The organism is Pragia fontium (assembly GCF_900638655.1).
GTDB lineage: Bacteria > Pseudomonadota > Gammaproteobacteria > Enterobacterales > Enterobacteriaceae > Pragia > Pragia fontium.
The window spans coordinates 3,485,394-3,505,998 of sequence record NZ_LR134531.1; the positions used below are offsets into that span (position 1 = coordinate 3,485,394).

13 protein-coding genes, 2 tRNA genes and 3 rRNA genes are annotated in these 20,605 nt (G+C 48.1%); 3 read left to right on the forward strand and 15 right to left on the reverse strand.

The window, feature by feature from the left end:
- Positions 1-46 precede the first annotated feature (46 nt).
- Positions 47-1,501, forward strand: coding sequence for a DASS family sodium-coupled anion symporter (locus EL341_RS15085; RefSeq protein WP_074825129.1), 1,455 nt, complete (start codon positions 47-49; stop codon positions 1,499-1,501).
- Positions 1,502-1,563: 62 nt separating this feature from the next.
- On the opposite strand, the gene EL341_RS15090 is transcribed toward EL341_RS15085, so the two are convergent.
- The 10 genes from EL341_RS15090 to EL341_RS15135 form a co-directional block, all read right to left on the reverse strand.
- Complete coding sequence (locus EL341_RS15090; protein ID WP_074825132.1) at positions 1,564-1,980, reverse strand: DUF6691 family protein; 417 nt, start codon at positions 1,978-1,980, stop codon at positions 1,564-1,566.
- A 4-nt stretch (positions 1,981-1,984) separates the two neighbouring features.
- The gene (locus EL341_RS15095; RefSeq protein ID WP_074825135.1) at positions 1,985-2,419 is read right to left on the reverse strand and encodes a YeeE/YedE family protein; all 435 of its coding nucleotides are present in this window, start codon (positions 2,417-2,419) and stop codon (positions 1,985-1,987) included.
- Positions 2,416-2,715, reverse strand: coding sequence for an ArsR/SmtB family transcription factor (locus EL341_RS15100; RefSeq protein WP_047782792.1), 300 nt, complete (start codon positions 2,713-2,715; stop codon positions 2,416-2,418). Before EL341_RS15100 ends, EL341_RS15095 begins: the two co-directional genes overlap by 4 nt.
- 136 nt (positions 2,716-2,851) lie before the next feature.
- Complete coding sequence (gene metH, locus EL341_RS15105) at positions 2,852-6,532, reverse strand: methionine synthase (protein WP_126468123.1); 3,681 nt, start codon at positions 6,530-6,532, stop codon at positions 2,852-2,854.
- A gap of 90 nt (positions 6,533-6,622) precedes the next feature.
- Complete coding sequence (gene metA, locus EL341_RS15110; RefSeq protein ID WP_047782072.1) at positions 6,623-7,552, reverse strand: homoserine O-acetyltransferase MetA; 930 nt, start codon at positions 7,550-7,552, stop codon at positions 6,623-6,625.
- 583 nt (positions 7,553-8,135) lie between these two features.
- Positions 8,136-8,251: ribosomal RNA gene (gene rrf / locus EL341_RS15115) — 5S ribosomal RNA — on the reverse strand.
- A 107-nt stretch (positions 8,252-8,358) separates the two neighbouring features.
- Positions 8,359-11,269: ribosomal RNA gene (locus tag EL341_RS15120) — 23S ribosomal RNA — on the reverse strand.
- Between the two features lie 207 nt (positions 11,270-11,476).
- A tRNA-Ala gene (locus tag EL341_RS15125) sits at positions 11,477-11,552 on the reverse strand.
- 135 nt (positions 11,553-11,687) lie between these two features.
- A tRNA-Ile gene (locus tag EL341_RS15130) sits at positions 11,688-11,764 on the reverse strand.
- A gap of 103 nt (positions 11,765-11,867) precedes the next feature.
- Positions 11,868-13,410: ribosomal RNA gene (locus EL341_RS15135) — 16S ribosomal RNA — on the reverse strand.
- Together the 16S, 23S and 5S rRNA genes with 2 tRNA genes alongside form the textbook arrangement of a ribosomal RNA operon.
- 610 nt (positions 13,411-14,020) lie before the next feature.
- On the opposite strand from EL341_RS15135, the gene purH reads away from it, so the two are divergent.
- Together purH and purD are read left to right on the forward strand one after the other, a co-directional pair.
- A complete protein-coding gene (purH, locus tag EL341_RS15140; RefSeq protein WP_047782073.1) occupies positions 14,021-15,610 on the forward strand; it encodes a bifunctional phosphoribosylaminoimidazolecarboxamide formyltransferase/IMP cyclohydrolase in 1,590 nt (529 codons plus the stop codon).
- 54 nt (positions 15,611-15,664) lie between these two features.
- A complete protein-coding gene (purD, locus tag EL341_RS15145; RefSeq protein ID WP_047782074.1) occupies positions 15,665-16,954 on the forward strand; it encodes a phosphoribosylamine--glycine ligase in 1,290 nt (429 codons plus the stop codon).
- A gap of 71 nt (positions 16,955-17,025) precedes the next feature.
- On the opposite strand, the gene EL341_RS15150 is transcribed toward purD, so the two are convergent.
- The 5 genes from EL341_RS15150 to hemE all read right to left on the reverse strand — a co-directional run bounded on the left by EL341_RS15150 (position 17,026) and on the right by hemE (position 20,593).
- Positions 17,026-17,682: a DUF1481 domain-containing protein gene (locus tag EL341_RS15150; RefSeq protein WP_126468124.1), complete on the reverse strand. Its 657-nt coding sequence runs from the start codon at positions 17,680-17,682 to the stop codon at positions 17,026-17,028.
- Positions 17,683-17,735: 53 nt separating this feature from the next.
- Complete coding sequence (gene hupA / locus EL341_RS15155) at positions 17,736-18,011, reverse strand: nucleoid-associated protein HU-alpha (RefSeq protein WP_047782075.1); 276 nt, start codon at positions 18,009-18,011, stop codon at positions 17,736-17,738.
- Between the two features lie 187 nt (positions 18,012-18,198).
- Positions 18,199-18,789, reverse strand: a complete 591-nt coding sequence (locus tag EL341_RS15160; protein ID WP_047782076.1) for a YjaG family protein — start codon at positions 18,787-18,789, stop codon at positions 18,199-18,201.
- Between the two features lie 72 nt (positions 18,790-18,861).
- Complete coding sequence (gene nfi, locus EL341_RS15165; RefSeq protein WP_074825092.1) at positions 18,862-19,536, reverse strand: deoxyribonuclease V; 675 nt, start codon at positions 19,534-19,536, stop codon at positions 18,862-18,864.
- Entirely contained in the window at positions 19,529-20,593 is a 1,065-nt protein-coding gene (gene hemE / locus EL341_RS15170; protein ID WP_047782078.1) for a uroporphyrinogen decarboxylase, read from the reverse strand. The genes nfi and hemE overlap by 8 nt, the downstream gene beginning before the upstream one ends.
- Between the last annotated feature and the right edge of the window lie 12 nt (positions 20,594-20,605).

Here is a 20,605-nt window from a genome sequence, read left to right on the forward strand (position 1 = left end):
AGTATTTCATTTTTTTACTTCTCTTTTTATAGAGTAGGGATAACCCGTGAATGCAAAAAAAGTTTCTCCGGTTAATTGGCTTCCGCTGATTATCATTGTGATATGTGCCACCGTGCTCTGGCACGTTTCGCCACCTGAAGGCCTCAGTCAACCAGGCTGGCATTCAGCCATTGTGTTCGTTGCTACCATTGCCTGTATCGTCACTAAAGTTTTGCCCATCGGAGCTGTCGGCCTCATTGGTATCACGGTATTTGCTCTGACCTATGCCGCTGGCGCATCAACGGCAGTCGAGGCCATTACCACCGCTTTAAGTGATTTAAATAGCTCACTCATCTGGCTGATTGTGGTTGCCTTTATGATCGCCAGAGGCTTTATCAAAACCGGTTTAGGTCGCCGTATCGCATTGCAGATGATTCGGTTATTGGGCAAAAGAACTCTCGGCTTGGCTTATGGTTTGGCCTTTGCCGATCTGATCCTGTCACCGGCCATGCCAAGTAATACCGCTCGATGCGGCGGCGTTATCTATCCAATCGCTGACTCTCTGGCGCGCAGTTTTAATTCCAATCCGGAAGATCAATCACGCAATAAAATCGGTACTTTTCTTATCACCTGTATCGGTAACGTTAATGATGTCACCGCCGCGATGTTTATGACCGCCTACACCGGTAACCTACTGGCGGTGAAACTGGCCGCCAATGCTGACGTACATTTAACCTGGGGAAGCTGGTTTGTTGCTGCAGTGGTTCCTTGTTTGGCTTCTCTGCTCATTGTTCCGCTATTAGTCTACTGGCTGACTAAACCCGAAATTAAGCATACGCCCGATGCGCCAAACCTTGCCAAAGCCGAACTGGAAAAGATGGGTAGCATGACCCGTAGTGAATGGATTATGACTGCTACGGTTGTTTTGTTACTGGTACTGTGGATTTTTGGCGACCAACTTGGCGTTGATCCAACCGCCGCTTCCTTTGTTGGCCTGTCATTTCTGTTACTAACGGGAGTGCTGACTTGGGAAGATGTGAAGAGTGAGAAAGGTGCTTGGGATACTTTAATCTGGTTTGCTGCACTGTTAATGATGGCCAACCAATTAAAAAATCTGGGTTTTACCACTTGGTTTGGTAATCTGATTGGTGACCACATCGGCGGAGCTGTAGGAGACAGCAGTTGGATTTTAATTCTGCTGTTACTCAATGCGGCTTATTTTTATACCCACTATTTCTTTGCCAGCGGAAATGCCCAGATTGCCGCGCTATATGCGGTATTCCTTGGCGTCGGTATCAATCTGCATATTCCCGCTGTACCGATGGCTCTGATGCTGGCATTCACCAGTAGTCTGTACTGCTCTTTAACCCAGTATTCCCACGCCCGTGGCCCTATTTTATTCGGAGCCGGATATGTGCCTACCGGAACCTGGTGGAAAGTGGGTTTTGTGGTGAGTCTTGCTAATCAGGCAATTTTCCTGACCTTAGGGCTGATTTGGTGGAAGGCAATCGGACTGTATTAATTTTAGGGCAATAACATAAAGAGATCGCATCAGGCCATGCAACAACGCATGGCCTGAATCTGTCAATGACGAGCACGTTCAATCAGGTTAAAGATCAGCATTCCCGCTACCATAGCCGCGACGAAAATAAATCCTTTTGCTACTCCAGCTCCTAACAGAACCAGACCAGGGCCGGGACAAATACCGGCAATACCCCAACCGATACCAAATAAAGCGCTACCGCCAATCAGACGTTTATCGATATGACGTGCAAGCGGCAATTGAACGCTTTCACCAAGTAAAGAGCGCTGCCGACGTTTCATCCATGAGAAAGCCAGTAATCCAACGGCTATCGCTCCCCCCATCACCAACGCTAACGAGGGATCCCAACTGCGGGTAATATCCAGAAAGGAAAGCACCTTCAGCGGATTCACCATACCTGAAATCAACATCCCTAACCCAAAAATCAAACCGCTCAAGAATGCAAATACTAGCTTCATCGTCTCAGCCTCCTTGTAACGGATTAAATAGCCAAACGGTAATCATACCGGTCAGCATAAAAGTCAGCGTTGCCACCAGAGAACGCAACGATAAACGGGATAAGCCACATACACCATGGCCGCTGGTACAGCCTGAACCATAACGGGTTCCGATCCCCACCAGTAATCCAGCAATAATTAACTCCGGCCAATCGACCGTAATATCAATTTGCGGCATTGGCTGAAACAATAGGTAAAACAGAGGGGACAAAATCATACCCAGCAGAAAGGCCACTCGCCAACCGATACCTTCACCTTTCCCAGTCAGAACACCGGCCAGAATGCCGCTAATGCCGGCAATGCGCCCATTAAAAATAATCAATAACGCTGCGCCACAGCCGATCAACAACCCGCCGATCAAAGCCGATAGGGGCGTAAAAGCCATCCAGTTGATACTCATACTTCCTCCTCTGTCAAAATTGGGCAATAGAGCTGATAAAGCGTATTCAGCAAAGTTAAAACTTTTTCATCACCGATAGAGTAGAAAATCCGTTTACCATCACGTCGAGTGCTGACCAATTGTTCCGCGCGCAGTACCGTTAACTGTTGTGATAATGTTGGCTGGCGTATATCCAAACACTGCTCAAGTTCGCCAACGGAAAGTTCCCCCTGACTGAGCTGGCAAAGAATAAGCAGGCGGTCTTCATTAGATAGCGCACGCAAAAGAGCCGCAGCGTTACCCGCCGCGGCTCTCATTAACTGAATATCAGAAAGTATATTGTTCTGATCCACTGAAGCACCTCAATCTATAAATTAACATTATATAAAAATATATAATGTTCAAAATATAGACTTAAAGTCGCCTTAGTGCAAGTCAATATACCTTGTTTAATTAGTCTGCATCATAGCCCAAATTAGGTGCCAACCAACGCTCAACGTCACTGATACTCATGCCCTTGCGCTTAGCGTAGTCTTCAACCTGATCCCGTTGAATCTGCGCTACCGCAAAATACTTACTGTCAGGATGACTAAAGTACCAACCGGATACCGAAGCACCTGGCCACATGGCGTAAGATTCCGTCAGCTTCATACCAATTCGTTGCTCTACATCCAGCAGTTGCCAAATAGCTAACTTCTCCGTGTGCTCAGGACAAGCGGCATAGCCTGGCGCAGGACGAATTCCCTGATAATTCTCGCGAATCAACTCTTCATTCGGCAGGTTTTCATCGGCGGCATAACCCCAGATTTCTTTACGCACTTGTTCATGCAGGTACTCGGCAAATCCTTCAGCTAAACGATCTGATAACGCCTTAATCATGATTTTATTATAGTCATCATGAACCGCTTCATAGGCATTCGCTAACGTATCTTCTTCCAAACCACCGGTCACGGCAAAAGCGCCTAAATAGTCCGCTTTACCACTGTGTTTTGGTGCCACAAAGTCAGCCAAACAATAGTTAGGAAAATCGGTTTTTTCCGTTTGTTGACGTAAGTGATGGCTAACGGCAATCACTTCAGTACGCGTTTCATCAGCGTAAACTTCAACATCATCCCCCACGCGGTTAGCCGGAAAAATCCCCATAATGCCGCGTGGCGTGATGCTGTTATTTTTCGATAATTGATCTAACAGCTCATTAGCATCAGCGAATAACCGCTTGGCTTCTTCCCCAACCACTTCATCTTCCAGAATACGCGGATATTTACCGGCCAACGACCAAGTCATAAAGAATGGCGTCCAGTCGATGTAGTTTCTCAGGATATCAATTGACGCTTCGACCTGCCGTACACCAAGATGTTTCGCTACCGGCGGCGTATAACTGTTCCAGTCACATTCCCAGCCGTTATCTCTGGCGGCTTGTAGCGTTATCGGCGCCGTTCTCGGCTTTTTACGCGCATGCTGAATTCTGACCGTTTCATACTCTTTACGCGTACGGGCAATAAAATCATCCCGCTGAACAGCAGAAAGCAGCATTGAGCACACGCCTACGCTGCGTGAGGCATTCTGCACATAAACCGTTGCTCCGCTGTAGTTCTGTTCAATTTTTACGGCGGTATGGGCTTTGGACGTGGTGGCTCCACCAATCAACAACGGCAGGTTAAATCCCTGACGTTCCATTTCTTTCGCCACGTTGACCATTTCATCCAATGACGGTGTAATCAGACCGGAAAGGCCAATAATGTCGACGTTTTCTTCACGCGCAGTTTTTAGAATTTTCTCGGTAGGTACCATGACGCCAAGATCAATAATCTCATAGTTATTACACTGCAAGACCACGCCAACAATATTCTTACCGATGTCATGTACGTCACCTTTCACCGTTGCCAGTAAAATCTTACCGGCCGCAGTGCCTTTCTGCTTGCTGGCCTCAATGTAAGGTTCAAGATAAGCAACCGCCTGCTTCATGACTCGTGCAGATTTTACGACCTGCGGCAGGAACATTTTTCCTTCACCAAACAAGTCACCGACGATGTTCATACCGGCCATGAGCGGCCCTTCAATCACCTCAAGCGGTAAGTCGGCCTGTTGGCGCGCTTCCTCGGTATCAAGCTCAATAAATTCGGTAATCCCTTTAACCAGAGCGTATTCCAAACGCTTGGTCACCGGCCAGCTACGCCATTCCGCCTGTTGTTTATCCGCTTCAGCATCATTACCTGAACCGCGATATTTCTCCGCTAACTCCAATAAACGCTCGGTACCGTCAGCCCGGCGATTCAGAATAACGTCTTCTACTGCCAGTTTTAACTCCGCCGGTAAATCATCATAAATCGCCAGTTGCCCAGCATTTACAATGCCCATATCCATGCCGTTCTTAATCGCGTGATACAGGAAAACCGCGTGAATGGCTTCACGAACCGGTTCATTACCACGGAATGAGAAAGAGACGTTGGAAACACCACCGGATATCAGCGCATGAGGTAGCTGTGCCTTAATGTCGCCACAGGCCTCAATAAAATCAACGGCATAGTTGTTATGTTCTTCAATACCGGTAGCAACGGCAAAAATATTCGGGTCAAAGATAATGTCTTCCGGTGGAAAGCCGACCACCTCAGTTAATATCTGGTAAGCCCGGCGACAAATCTCAATCTTTCGAGCGCGGGTGTCAGCCTGACCGACCTCATCAAAGGCCATTACCACCATGGCAGCGCCATAGCGACGAACCAGTTTGGCCTGCTGAATAAATTTCTCTTCACCCTCTTTCATGGAGATAGAGTTGACGATGCCTTTACCCTGAATACACTTCAGACCTTTTTCAATCACCTCCCATTTAGAGGAGTCGATCATAATCGGTACCCGAGCAATATCTGGTTCACCGGCTATCAAGTTCAGAAAACGTACCATGGCGGCTTCGGCATCAAGCATGCCTTCATCCATATTGATATCGATGATTTGGGCACCGCTTTCTACCTGCTGTAATGCAACCTCTAGCGCTTCGCTATATTTTTCTTCTTTAATTAGGCGCTTAAATCGAGCAGAACCGGTGACGTTAGTCCGCTCGCCAACGTTAACAAACAGCGTTTTGCTATCAATAGTCAGAGGTTCAAGACCAGCCAAACGGCAGGCCACTGGAATATCTGGTAGTGGCCGAGGAGCCACCTTCTCCAACACTTTACTTATCGCGGCGATATGCGCAGGCGTTGTACCACAACAGCCACCAACAATATTGACGAAACCAGATTTAGCCCATTCTTCAATCTGAACCGCCATATCTTCTGGGCCAAGATCGTACTCACCAAAGGCATTAGGTAAGCCGGCATTCGGGTGAACCGAGACAAAATATTCAGAAATACGCGACAGCTCTGCCACATATTGACGCAATTCATCTGGCCCAAGTGCACAGTTCAAACCAAATGATATCGGCTTAACGTGACGCAGCGAGTTATAAAACGCTTCCGTGGTCTGCCCCGACAAAGTACGGCCTGATGCGTCGGTAATGGTACCGGAAATCATCACCGGCAGCTCAACGCCCATCTGTTCAAAAACTGACTCAACCGCAAAAGTTGCTGCTTTAGCATTCAGGGTGTCAAAGATGGTTTCAATCATAATGATATCCGCCCCACCCTCGATCAACGCCCGAGTAGACTCCTGATAGGCTTCAACCAACTGATCAAACGAGATATTACGAAATGCCGGATCGTTAACGTTAGGTGAAATAGATGCTGTACGGTTAGTCGGCCCTAAAACACCGGCCACATAGCGCGGCTTATCCGGCGTTTTCGCCGTCCATTCATCGGCACAGATTCGGGCTAAGCGCGCACCTTCATAGTTAATTTCCGCCGACAGCGACGCCATATGGTAGTCAGCCATCGCAATAGGCGTGGCATTAAAGGTATTGGTTTCTAAAATATCAGCGCCAGCCTCCAGATAGGCATGATGAATCTCTGATATCATCTCAGGCTTTGTTAAAACCAATAGATCGTTATTGCCTTTCAGATCGCTTTCCCAGTCGGCAAAACGTGCCCCCCGATAATCGCTTTCTCCCAGCTTATAACTTTGAATCATTGTTCCCATACCGCCATCAAGCACCAAAATTCGTTTGGTTAGTTGCTGACGTAGTTGTTCTGTCTTGGTCATCACGTTGTCTCTTCAGAAAAGCAGGATGCCAGAGTGATCCAGCATCCGTTTCAAATCATATTATTATCAAGAGTATCTGTCTGCGGCACACTAATCCATCGTTGGATTCATTTGGCGTAAATCGTATGGCGTTCTTTGATAGACAAAGTAATTCAGCCAGTTATTAAACAGTAAATAACCGTGGCTGCGCCAAGAAGCCGTTGGCGGTAGTTCGGGGTTATCCTGAGGGAAATAGTTTTCCGGTATGGCTGGCGCCAGCCCGGCATCGAAATCTCTAAAATATTCTGCCGATAAAGTATGAGCATCATATTCAGGATGGCCGGTTGCGAAAGCAAAGCGGCGATCTTTACTGGCAAACAGGTAAGCGCCGGTTTGCTCTGACTCCGCATAAATTTCCAAATCGGTGTGCTGACGAATCACATCTGAAGGAAAATGCGCATAGCGTGAATGAGGAGCGAGGAAACGATCGTCAAAGCCACGGGTCAACGGCGCCAGTGGTTCCACAATATTATGCCAATACACTCCAGACAGTTTTTCTGTCATGGTTAGCTTAGGAATATTGTAGAGAATATTTAACGCCGCCTGTACTGCCCAGCAAACAAACAGCGTAGATGTTACGTGCTCTTTGGCCCAGTTGGTGATTTTTTCAATCTCATCCCAGTAAATCACATCTTTAAATTCAACGAGTCCTAACGGCGCACCGGTAACGATTAGACCATCGAAGTTTTGATCCTGAATATCTTCGAAATTACAGTAGAAGTTATTCAAGTGCTCTGCCGGCGTATTCTTCGACTCATGGTTATTGATTCGCAATAGCTGAATATCCAACTGTAAAGGCGAATTGGATAGCAGACGCAAAAACTGGTTTTCTGTCTCAATCTTCTTTGGCATAAGATTAAGAATAAGTACCTTTAGCGGACGTATATTCTGATGGCTGGCACGCGTTGACGTCATAACAAATACGTTTTCATTGCGTAATACATTAACGGCTGGGAGTTCATCAGGTATACAAATCGGCATTACTCAATCCTCAAATATCCATTTATACGTTTATACATTTAGACTTCTATACCGCTAAAGATAACGTCTTTCTTATAACATGTCGAGAGGGAAAAATAGATTTGGTTATATCTAATTGTTAGAAAGCGTGTGCTGAATGGATAAATCGCCATCTTAATGATATTTAATGGATTTTATTGCAATGATCTGAAGAGGTAAAAGCAAGTTGGTATTGAGTCTGGGCGAACTTCGGGCCTAGCCAAAGGGGGAGTTGGTATTAAGTCTGGCGAGCTTCGGGCCTAGCCAAAGGGGGAGTTGGTATTAAGCCTGGCGAGCTTCGGGCCTAGCCAAAGGGGGAGTTGGTATTAAGCCTGGCGAGCTTCGGGCCTAGCCGCGCTACGGGCACTCCGGCAGCTAAAGCTGCTACGACCCCCACGCCCGTCTCTCCCTCAGATTAGCATCCAAAAAAATGCCTGTAGGGATTGGTGACTCTAACTCCCCGAATAAAATGAGGACACTGAAGATAGGCAGAACATCCAGCAAAGTTCAACGGCCCAAAACGCAAAAACCCCCAGCTTGCGCTGAGGGTTATCACTTAATTGGAGCCTGGCAGTTCCCTACTCTCGCATGGGGAGACCCCACACTACCATCGGCGCTACGGCGTTTCACTGCTGAGTTCGGCATGGGGTCAGGTGGGACCACCGCGCTATCGCCGCCAGGCATATTCTGTATTGTAAACCGTCATGTCCGTCTCTCAACGCACACAACCATTCACTTTAATCCGTTCACAAGCTGAAAATTCTCAATCAAAACACCTTCGGTGTTGTAAGGTTAAGTCTCACGGTTCATTAGTACCGGTTAGCTCAACGTATCGCTACGCTTACACACCCGGCCTATCAACGTCATGGTCTTTAACGTTCCTTTAGTGGACTCAAGGTCCAAGGGAAGACTCATCTCGAGGCAAGTTTCCCGCTTAGATGCTTTCAGCGGTTATCTTTTCCGCACGTAGCTACCGGGCAATGCCATTGGCATGACAACCCGAACACCAGTGGTGCGTTCACTCCGGTCCTCTCGTACTAGGAGCAACCCCTCTCAATCTTCCAACGCCCACGGCAGATAGGGACCGAACTGTCTCACGACGTTCTAAACCCAGCTCGCGTACCACTTTAAACGGCGAACAGCCGTACCCTTGGGACCTACTTCAGCCCCAGGATGTGATGAGCCGACATCGAGGTGCCAAACACCGCCGTCGATATGAACTCTTGGGCGGTATCAGCCTGTTATCCCCGGAGTACCTTTTATCCGTTGAGCGATGGCCCTTCCATTCAGAACCACCGGATCACTAAGACCTACTTTCGTACCTGCTCGAGCCGTCACTCTCGCAGTCAAGCTAGCTTATGCCTTTGCACTAACCTCACGATGTCCGACCGTGATTAGCTAACCTTCGTGCTCCTCCGTTACTCTTTGGGAGGAGACCGCCCCAGTCAAACTACCCACCAGACACTGTCCTCAACCCCGATTAGGGGCCAAAGTTAGAACATCAAACATTAAAGGGTGGTATTTCAAGGTTGGCTCCACGCAGACTGGCGTCCACGCTTCAAAGCCTCCCACCTATCCTACACATCAAGGCTCAATGTTCAGTGTCAAGCTATAGTAAAGGTTCACGGGGTCTTTCCGTCTTGCCGCGGGTACACAGCATCTTCACTGCGAGTTCAATTTCACTGAGTCTCGGGTGGAGACAGCCTGGCCATCATTACGCCATTCGTGCAGGTCGGAACTTACCCGACAAGGAATTTCGCTACCTTAGGACCGTTATAGTTACGGCCGCCGTTTACTGGGGCTTCGATCAAGAGCTTCGCGTTGCCGCTAACCCCATCAATTAACCTTCCAGCACCGGGCAGGCGTCACACCGTATACGTCCACTTTCGTGTTTGCACAGTGCTGTGTTTTTAATAAACAGTTGCAGCCAGCTGGTATCTTCGACTGGCTTCGGCTCCATCCGCGAGGGACTTCACCTAATGCCAGCGTGCCTTCTCCCGAAGTTACGGCACCATTTTGCCTAGTTCCTTCACCCGAGTTCTCTCAAGCGCCTGAGTATTCTCTACCTGACCACCTGTGTCGGTTTGGGGTACGATTTAATGTTACCTGGAGCTTAGAGGCTTTTCCTGGAAGCAGGGCATCAACTACTTCATCTCCGTAGAGACTCGTCATCACGCCTCAGTGTTTAATAGTCGTCCGGATTTACCTAAACAACCCACCTACACGCTTAAACCGGGACAACCGTCGCCCGGATAGCCTAGCCTTCTTCGTCCCCCCTTCGCAGTAACACCAAGTACAGGAATATTAACCTGTTTCCCATCGACTACGCCTTTCGGCCTCGCCTTAGGGGTCGACTCACCCTGCCCCGATTAACGTTGGACAGGAACCCTTGGTCTTCCGGCGAGCGGGCTTTTCACCCGCTTTATCGTTACTTATGTCAGCATTCGCACTTCTGATACCTCCAGCAGACCTCACAGTCCACCTTCGCAGGCTTACAGAACGCTCCCCTACCCAACAATATTTTCATATCGCTGCCGCAGCTTCGGTGCATGGTTTAGCCCCGTTACATCTTCCGCGCAGGCCGACTCGACCAGTGAGCTATTACGCTTTCTTTAAATGATGGCTGCTTCTAAGCCAACATCCTGGCTGTCTGTGCCTTCCCACATCGTTTCCCACTTAACCATGACTTTGGGACCTTAGCTGGCGGTCTGGGTTGTTTCCCTCTTCACGACGGACGTTAGCACCCGCCGTGTGTCTCCCGTGATAACATTCTTCGGTATTCGGAGTTTGCATCGAGTTGGTAAGTCGGGATGACCCCCTAGTCGAAACAGTGCTCTACCCCCGAAGATGAGTTCACGAGGCGCTACCTAAATAGCTTTCGGGGAGAACCAGCTATCTCCCGGTTTGATTGGCCTTTCACCCCCAGCCACAGGTCATCCGCTAATTTTTCAACATTAGTCGGTTCGGTCCTCCAGTTAGTGTTACCCAACCTTCAACCTGCCCATGGCTAGATCACCGGGTTTCGGGTCTATACCTTGCAACTATGACGCCCAGTTAAGACTCGGTTTCCCTACGGCTCCCCTATTCGGTTAACCTTGCTACAAAATATAAGTCGCTGACCCATTATACAAAAGGTACGCAGTCACACCCCTATAGAGTGCTCCCACTGCTTGTACGTACACGGTTTCAGGTTCTGTTTCACTCCCCTCGCCGGGGTTCTTTTCGCCTTTCCCTCACGGTACTGGTTCACTATCGGTCAGTCAGGAGTATTTAGCCTTGGAGGATGGTCCCCCCATCTTCAGACAGGATATCACGTGTCCCGCCCTACTCATCGAACTCACAATCTGTGCATTTTGGTGTACGGGACTATCACCCTGTATCGCGCGACTTTCCAGACGCTTCCACTAACACACAAACTGATTCAGGTTCTGGGCTGCTCCCCGTTCGCTCGCCGCTACTAGGGGAATCTCGGTTGATTTCTTTTCCTCGGGGTACTTAGATGTTTCAGTTCCCCCGGTTCGCCTCATAACACTATGTATTCATGTTATGATAATGTGTCGAAACACACTGGGTTTCCCCATTCGGGTATCGCCGGTTATAATGGTTCATATCACCTTACCGACGCTTATCGCAGATTAGCACGCCCTTCATCGCCTCTGACTGCCTAGGCATCCACCGTGTACGCTTAGTCACTTAACCTCACAACCCGAAGGTGTCTCTTACAAGACGCTTTCGTGCTGTAAATATTGAGAGACTCGCTCAGTTCAACAATAGAAGTCGTAAAACTCATTGTTGCTGAGGATTCAAATTTCAGCTTGTTCCGGATTGTTAAAGAGCAATATTTCACAGCACACTGACCGTAATCAGTACACTTTGAAATAATTTATTGGGGATAGTTGGTCTTTATGGTGGAGCTAAGCGGGATCGAACCGCTGACCTCCTGCGTGCAAGGCAGGCGCTCTCCCAGCTGAGCTATAGCCCCATAAAGAACAGCACACCTTATTTCTTTCACTTTATCACCACTTCGCTTAACCGCCGGTGATTTCAACGCGAGTAACGCAATGTGCAACCGCACATGAGTAACGCAGCGCTTGAAAGCGACAAGGATAAGTAGAAGTGGTGGGTCTGAGTGGACTTGAACCACCGACCTCACCCTTATCAGGGGTGCGCTCTAACCACCTGAGCTACAGACCCAATAAGGTGCTTAAGATTCAAGGCTCGCTCAAATCTTTTTGCTCTCTTTTCATTTCATCAGACAATCTGTGTGGACACTGCACTCAACTGCGTATCTTTTAGGTAAGGAGGTGATCCAACCGCAGGTTCCCCTACGGTTACCTTGTTACGACTTCACCCCAGTCATGAATCACAAAGTGGTAAGCGCCCTCCCGAAGGTTAAGCTACCTACTTCTTTTGCAACCCACTCCCATGGTGTGACGGGCGGTGTGTACAAGGCCCGGGAACGTATTCACCGTGGCATTCTGATCCACGATTACTAGCGATTCCGACTTCACGGAGTCGAGTTGCAGACTCCGATCCGGACTACGACGTACTTTATGAGGTCCGCATGCTCTCGCGAGTTAGCTTCTCTTTGTATACGCCATTGTAGCACGTGTGTAGCCCTACTCGTAAGGGCCATGATGACTTGACGTCATCCCCACCTTCCTCCGGTTTATCACCGGCAGTCTCCTTTGAGTTCCCGACATGACTCGCTGGCAACAAAGGATAAGGGTTGCGCTCGTTGCGGGACTTAACCCAACATTTCACAACACGAGCTGACGACAGCCATGCAGCACCTGTCTCAGAGTTCCCGAAGGCACCAAAGCATCTCTGCTAAGTTCTCTGGATGTCAAGAGTAGGTAAGGTTCTTCGCGTTGCATCGAATTAAACCACATGCTCCACCGCTTGTGCGGGCCCCCGTCAATTCATTTGAGTTTTAACCTTGCGGCCGTACTCCCCAGGCGGTCGACTTAACGCGTTAGCTCCGGAAGCCACTCCTCAAGGGAACAACCTCCAAGTCGACATCGTTTACAGCGTGGACTACCAGGGTATCTAATCCTGTTTGCTCCCCACGCTTTCGCACCTGAGCGTCAGTCTTTGTCCAGGGGGCCGCCTTCGCCACCGGTATTCCTCCACATCTCTACGCATTTCACCGCTACACATGGAATTCTACCCCCCTCTACAAGACTCTAGCTTGCCAGTTTTAAATGCAGTTCCCAGGTTAAGCCCGGGGATTTCACATCTAACTTAACAAACCGCCTGCGTGCGCTTTACGCCCAGTAATTCCGATTAACGCTTGCACCCTCCGTATTACCGCGGCTGCTGGCACGGAGTTAGCCGGTGCTTCTTCTGCGGGTAACGTCAATGTAAGCACGTATTAAGTACCTACCCTTCCTCCCCGCTGAAAGTGCTTTACAACCCTAAGGCCTTCTTCACACACGCGGCATGGCTGCATCAGGGTTTCCCCCATTGTGCAATATTCCCCACTGCTGCCTCCCGTAGGAGTCTGGGCCGTGTCTCAGTCCCAGTGTGGCTGGTCATCCTCTCAGACCAGCTAGGGATCGTCGCCTAGGTGAGCCATTACCCCACCTACTAGCTAATCCCATCTGGGCACATCTGATGGCGAGAGGTCCGAAGATCCCCCTCTTTGGTCTTGCGACATTACGCGGTATTAGCCACCGTTTCCAGTAGTTATCCCCCTCCATCAGGCAGTTTCCCAGACATTACTCACCCGTCCGCCGCTCGCCGGCAAAGTAGCAAGCTACTTTCCGCTGCCGCTCGACTTGCATGTGTTAGGCCTGCCGCCAGCGTTCAATCTGAGCCATGATCAAACTCTTCAATTAAAAGCTTGATGCTCAAAGATTACTTTCGTAATAAAACGTCTGTAATAAATTACAAATGAATTACTGCTTGGTCACTCTTTAAGACTTGGTATTTTTTGTTGCTGAACACCGAAGTGTCAGCGTGAGATACCGTCTTGTGAGTGCCCACACAGATTGTCTGATAAATTGTTAAAGAGCATGGCCAACAGTAAGCTTCGCTTGCTGTGGCACGGGCTGCGTATATTACGCTAATCCGTTTCAGAGTCAATCAATTCATTAACTCTATCGATGTCATTTCGTGAGTTGCCTCACATGCCGTTCGATGGAGGCGCATTATAGGGAGTTTATTGTCATCTGCAATAGGTAATTAGAGAAAAATGAACTGTTTGCTGCTTTACACAGCAAAACCCCACTTTATACCGACTTTCACACAGAGTTATCCACAGAACATGAAAAACAGAAAATTTCACGAGCGCGACGCAAACGTTTTCGTTACAATCTGCCTAAATAAAAATAATGGAAAATTACCGTTCACTCGTCGCCATTCGATCGGATATTTTGTTATTTTAAACTCATCCTTATATGTCTACTGTGTTTTCACTCTGAAAAAGCCAATAGGAAATTATCAGCTATGCAATCATCTCGTCCTATCCGTCGCGCCCTTCTCAGCGTTTCCGATAAAACCGGCATTGTTGAATTCGCTCAAGCGCTATCACAACGTGGCGTTAAACTGCTTTCTACCGGAGGCACGGCAAAAATGCTGGCCGATGCAGGTCTTGCCGTGACGGAAGTTTCTGACTACACCGGTTTTCCAGAAATGATGGACGGCAGAGTAAAAACGCTACACCCCAAAGTTCACGGCGGTATTCTGGGACGCAGGGGCATTGATGATGAAATCATGGCAAAGCATGCCATTGAACCTATTGATATGGTTGTGGTGAACCTCTATCCATTTGCCCAAACCGTTGCCAAGCAAGACTGTTCTTTAGCGGATGCAGTAGAGAATATTGATATTGGCGGCCCAACCATGGTGCGTTCCGCGGCTAAGAACCACAAAGACGTGGCGATTGTGGTTAACAGCCAAGACTATAACGAAATTATTAATGAGATGGATCGTTCGGGAAATGGCCTCAGCCTTGAAACCCGCTTTGATCTAGCAATTCGTGCATTTGAGCATACCGCTGCTTATGACGGTATGATTGCCAACTACTTCGGTACGCTGGTTACGCCTTATCATGGTGAAGTCGATAAGCCATCTGGCCGCTTCCCACGTACGCTCAATCTGCAATATATTAAAAAGCAGGATATGCGCTACGGAGAAAATAGCCATCAACAAGCGGCTTTCTATATTGAGGAAACGCTGAAAGAAGCCTCCGTTGCCACTGCAGAGCAACTTCAAGGTAAAGCGCTTTCCTATAACAACATTGCTGATACCGATGCTGCGCTGGAATGTGTAAAAGAGTTCAGCCAACCGGCCTGCGTTATTGTTAAACACGCTAATCCGTGTGGCGTCGCCCTTGGTGACAACATCTTACAGGCTTACGAACGCGCTTATCTCACCGATCCTACTTCAGCATTTGGCGGTATTATCGCCTTTAATCAGGAATTGGATGCTAAAACCGCGGAAGCCATTATCAGCCGGCAGTTTGTTGAAGTCATTATCGCGCCACGCATTAGTCAAGCCGCACTGGACGTATTGGCTCCAAAACAAAACATCCGTGTATTGGAATGTGGTGAATGGAGCGATCGTGTTCCAGCCTTAGATTTTAAACGCGTCAACGGTGGATTACTGGTGCAGGATCGCGATCTCGGAATGGTTGGCCAGTCAGATCTGAAAGTCGTTTCACAACGCCAACCCACCGCCAAAGAGTTAAGCGATGCCCTGTTCTGCTGGAAAGTCGCCAAGTTCGTTAAGTCTAATGCCATCGTTTATTCCCGCGATAATATGACTATTGGTATTGGCGCAGGTCAAATGAGCCGCGTGTATTCCGCCAAAATTGCCGGTATTAAGGCTGAAGATGAGAATCTACAGGTTGCCGGTGCCGTTATGGCATCCGATGCTTTCTTCCCATTCCGCGATGGTATTGATGCCGCCGCCGCCGTTGGTATTACCTGTGTGATTCAACCAGGCGGTTCTATTCGTGATGATGAAGTGATTGCTGCGGCCAATGAACATGGTATTGCGATGATCTTTACGGATATGCGCCATTTTCGTCATTAATAAGTGAATGATTCACTGCTGATATCAGGTTAAAACATTCTCGGAGCCAGAAAAATGAACATATTAATTATTGGTAATGGCGGGCGTGAACACGCTCTGGCATGGAAAGCAGCGCAATCACCGCTGGCAGATAAGGTGTTCGTGGCTCCCGGCAATGCGGGAACTGAACTGGAATCCAATCTGATTAATGTGGCTATTTCCGCCACTGATATCGATGCTCTGGTCGCTTTTGCCCAGAAAGAGAATATCGGCTTAACCATTGTCGGTCCGGAAACGCCATTAGTAATGGGCATAGTTGATGCTTTCAGAAAAGTTGGCTTGAAAATATTTGGTCCAACTCAAGCCGCAGCCCAACTTGAAGGCTCAAAGGCTTTCACCAAAGACTTTCTGGCTCGCCATGCTATTCCCAGCGCAGATTATCAGAACTTTACTGAGATTAACGCCGCGCTGGACTATATCCGCGCCAAAGGTGCACCGATTGTGATTAAGGCTGATGGCCTTGCCGCCGGTAAAGGAGTCATTGTGGCAATGACTCTGCAAGAGGCTGAAGACGCCGCTAAAGATATGCTACAGGGTAATGCCTTTGGTGATGCCGGGCACCGCATCGTGGTAGAAGAGTTTCTGGATGGAGAAGAAGCCAGCTTTATTGTGATGGTTGATGGTAAAAATGTGATACCGATGGCCACCAGTCAGGATCATAAGCGAGTTTTTGATGCCGATACCGGCCCTAATACCGGTGGTATGGGCGCTTACTCCCCTGCACCAGTGGTTACCGATGAAGTGCATAACCGCATTATGGATCAGGTGATCTGGCCAACGGTCAAAGGCATGGCAGCTGAAGGAAATACCTATACTGGTTTTCTGTATGCCGGCCTGATGATTGATAAAGCCGGTAATCCCAAAGTTATAGAATTTAACTGTCGCTTTGGCGATCCAGAAACTCAGCCCATTATGTTGCGTATGCAATCCGATTTAGTTGAACTTTGTTTAGCCGGCGTTGAAGGCAAACTCGACCAAAAAGAATCTAAATGGGATCCACGAGCATCACTGGGCGTGGTATTGGCCGCCGGTGGTTATCCTGGTGACTATAAAACCGATGATATTATTATTGGGCTTCCTCAGCAGGAAGTTGAAGGGGAAAAGGTATTTCATGCGGGAACTCGCCTGAAGGAGTGCCATGTGGTAACTCAAGGTGGTCGGGTACTCTGTGCCACTGCGTTGGGAGATACCGTTGCCGAAGCTCAGCGCCGCGCTTACCAGTTAACAGGGAAAATTAATTGGCATGGCTGCTTTTATCGTAAAGATATCGGCTATCGTGCCATTGAGCGTGAGCAAAAGTCCTGAGGTTTCTGCCCCATAGATACTAACGGGTCGCTATTGCGGCCCTTTTTTATGGGCTAATCAGAATATTGCTATCAAAAGGCGTCCCGTGAAGGTTCCCACTGACAGAAGTTTTCATTGGCGACTAACAACAGCTGAATTCCGCGCGGAGCCGTCAGCCAGGCAAGACTAATAAAGCCACCGTTACTTATTCGTTTGTTAATCCAGGACTGTTCTTCAGCAGAGAACGTCGGCGTTACCGTTTCCCCTTGGCAGGTAATAATGCTGCCATCACGAACATAGCCTTGATGAAGACGAATGTCGCCCGCAGACAAGGAGCGGCTTGCCATTAGCGTTCGTTGTTCTTCATATTTCAGACGCAGAATATCATCAGAAGAGAGTTGTTCCTTACGTTCAGGAAGTTTACGTTCCATAAAGCTAGGATTACCTTCGGCGTCTAGTCGTAGCAAGATTTGAGGCAGTTTTTCACTGTTTTGCACATTACTACGAATCAGGCTGAGTTTACCGGCAAGATATTCATAGTACGTTGAAATGGTTTCACCTGAATAAGGGGTATAAACCCTCATTAACCGTATTGGCTGATTGTCGCCACTGACTTTTGTCCAGACGCGCACCACACCCTCATCAGCAATATATCCTGCCGCATTTAACGTTGGCCCACGGGTCGTTGAACCGCATCCTGCCAACAGCAATAACAAACTACTGACTACAATTAATCGTTTTAGCATCATATAAAGACAAAGAAAGGGGCCAAATGCCCCTTTATCTAAATCGTAATCGGAAATTAACCTTTAACGGCTTCTTTCAGCGCTTTGCCAGAAACGAATGCTGGAACGTTAGCCGCAGCAATCTTAATTTCTTTACCAGTCTGTGGGTTACGACCAGTGCGAGCATTACGGTGATTTACTTTAAATGTACCAAAACCAACCAGTTGTACTGGGTCACCATCTTTCAGAGACTCAGTAATTGCGCCTAAGGTTGATTCCAGAGCCGCTTTGGCTTGTGCTTTGGTAATACCAGCCTTATCTGCAATTACGTCAATCAGTTGAGTCTTGTTCATAAATTATCCTTACAATGTATTTTATCGCATGCAATGTATCGAATACGGGCAGGGAAAGAAAACTCTTTACCCTTTGCCTAAGCGTCTCGATAGCTACCTTTTAAAGGTAAGACAAATGTAGACCAATAGAGGACGGCTGTGAAGTATTAACATGCTATTATTTAAGCTCTGAATCACGTTTTATTATCTATTGTGTTAAATTTATACCGATATTGCTTATTGCCGCTTCTTTTAGATCGGCACGTAAGCCTTTTATCAATTCAATATCACGCTCTTCACATTCAGCCAATAGACGGAAAATTTCCCATTGAACATCCCATTCATTCTCAATAGATGGCAGGACTTTTAACTCATCCTCCGTCATTTCTCGGTTAGCTTCCGTCATTTCTAACATCGCTACGGTACGAATCGACATTTCGCTAACGGCAATGGCATGTTCCAGAGTTTCACCACTCAAATGAGCGTGCAGTAGCTCACTTAGCGCAACACAAGCATCGATCGCAGGATAAACACCATATATATCAAACTGTTCAGCATCAGGAATCGCATCTTCCAGCTTTTCCAGTTGGCTATCAAAGTTAACTTTCGCATCTTTGATCACCAGCGCTTCCCAAACTAAATCGAGAATACGGCGATAAATGGCTGGATCGTTAAAACCCGTTGTCTGACAAAAAGCTTTATAATTTGGATACATACGCTCACACAGACAGGCCATAAACGTGTAGTGCTGCCAGCTGGACAATTTTTCCAAACGCAGGTGTATTGGATTACGCAACATGAAAAGATCTCATTAATTAAAAAATATAGAGGGCAGTGCCCTGATATAGAACAGCAGAATGTACGTTGTGTACTATCCCTGCTGCGACTGCCAGCGCACAAATGCAGGTCGACGTGAAGCAATGGCGTCAGCCCAACGAGTGGGTTCCGGTAAACGATACCCTCGCATACAGCGCTTAACCCAATTTAATGCCGTTTCCTGACTAATTTTATGTCCAACTGATATAAAGAGTGGTTTACAGCGAATCTTACTGTTCCATACCCAACCAATCTGTTCTTCTTTATCAATTAACCGTGCCAGGTCGCCAACTTCATCGCCCAATGCTTGAAACTGACCGCACAAGCGGCTCTTCGCCACACCAATGGTCGGCACATCAACCAACAGGCCAAAATGACTGGCAACCCCAAGACGGCGTGGATGAGCAATACCTTGTCCATCGACAAAAACCAGTTGAGGTTTAATCACCAACTGTTGCCATGCGGCAACCAGCGCCGGGCATTCACGAAAAGAAAGCAAACCGGGAATATAGGGAATAGACGTTGGAATTCTGGCTACTTGATACTCTACCAACTCCAATGAGGGATAACGCAATATGGCAATTGCCGCCCGGGTAATGGTTCCACCCTGCTCAAAACCAACATCGGCACCAGCGATCCATTCCGGTTCAGTAAAACCCAGCCGATCGCTTCGCACAATCAGCTGGGCCTTTTCAGTCTGCTCAGCGCGTAACGCAGCAGTATCAATCATGGTATTGACGGGAGAGCTTATGCACGGCTTCAACGAATACGCCAGCATGCTCAGGCGGTACATCCTGATGAATACCGTGTCCTAGGTTGAATACGTGACCCTCTCCGGCACCAAACCCGGCTAAAATACTCGCCACTTCCTGCTCAATTCGCGCCGGAGGTGCATACAGCATCGATGGATCCATATTGCCTTGCAGCGCAACACGGTGACCAACACGTTGACGAGCATCGGCAATATCGGTCGTCCAGTCCAATCCCAGAGCATCACAGCCGGTATCGGCCATCGCTTCCAGCCACTGACCGCCACCTTTGGTAAACAAGGTCACCGGTACCCGACGTCCGTCATATTCACGGATTAGGCTATCAATAATTTTATGCATGTAGACCAAAGAGAACTCGCGATAATCTCGTCCGGTCAATACGCCGCCCCAAGTGTCAAAAATCATTACCGATTGAGCACCGGCCTTAATCTGTGCATTCAGGTATAAAATAACGCTGTCCGCGATCTTGTCCAATAGCTTATGGAGCGTAGGTCCGTCGGAATACATCATTTTCTTAATTTTAGTGAAGGCTTTACTGCTGCCGCCCTCAATCATATACGTCGCTAACGTCCACGGACTGCCGGAGAACCCAATTAAAGGTACCTCTCCAGCCAGATTACGGCGAATGGTACGCACCGCATTCATCACGTAGCCCAGCTCTTGTTCTGGATCGGGAATCGGCAGGCGATCGACATCAGCACGACAGGTAATCGGGCGTTCAAAGCGCGGGCCTTCACCGGTTTCAAAGTACAAACCTAATCCCATCGCATCAGGAATAGTGAGAATATCGGAAAACAGAATCGCGGCGTCTAATGGGTAACGGCGTAATGGCTGTAAAGTAACTTCACAGGCCAACTCAGCATTTTTGCATAACGACATAAAATCGCCGGCTTCAGCCCGCGTTGCCTTATATTCTGGTAAATAGCGACCGGCCTGACGCATCATCCAAACCGGTGTAACATCAACTGGCTGACGTAATAGTGCACGCAGATAACGATCGTTTTTTAATTCACTCATTATTTTTATCCT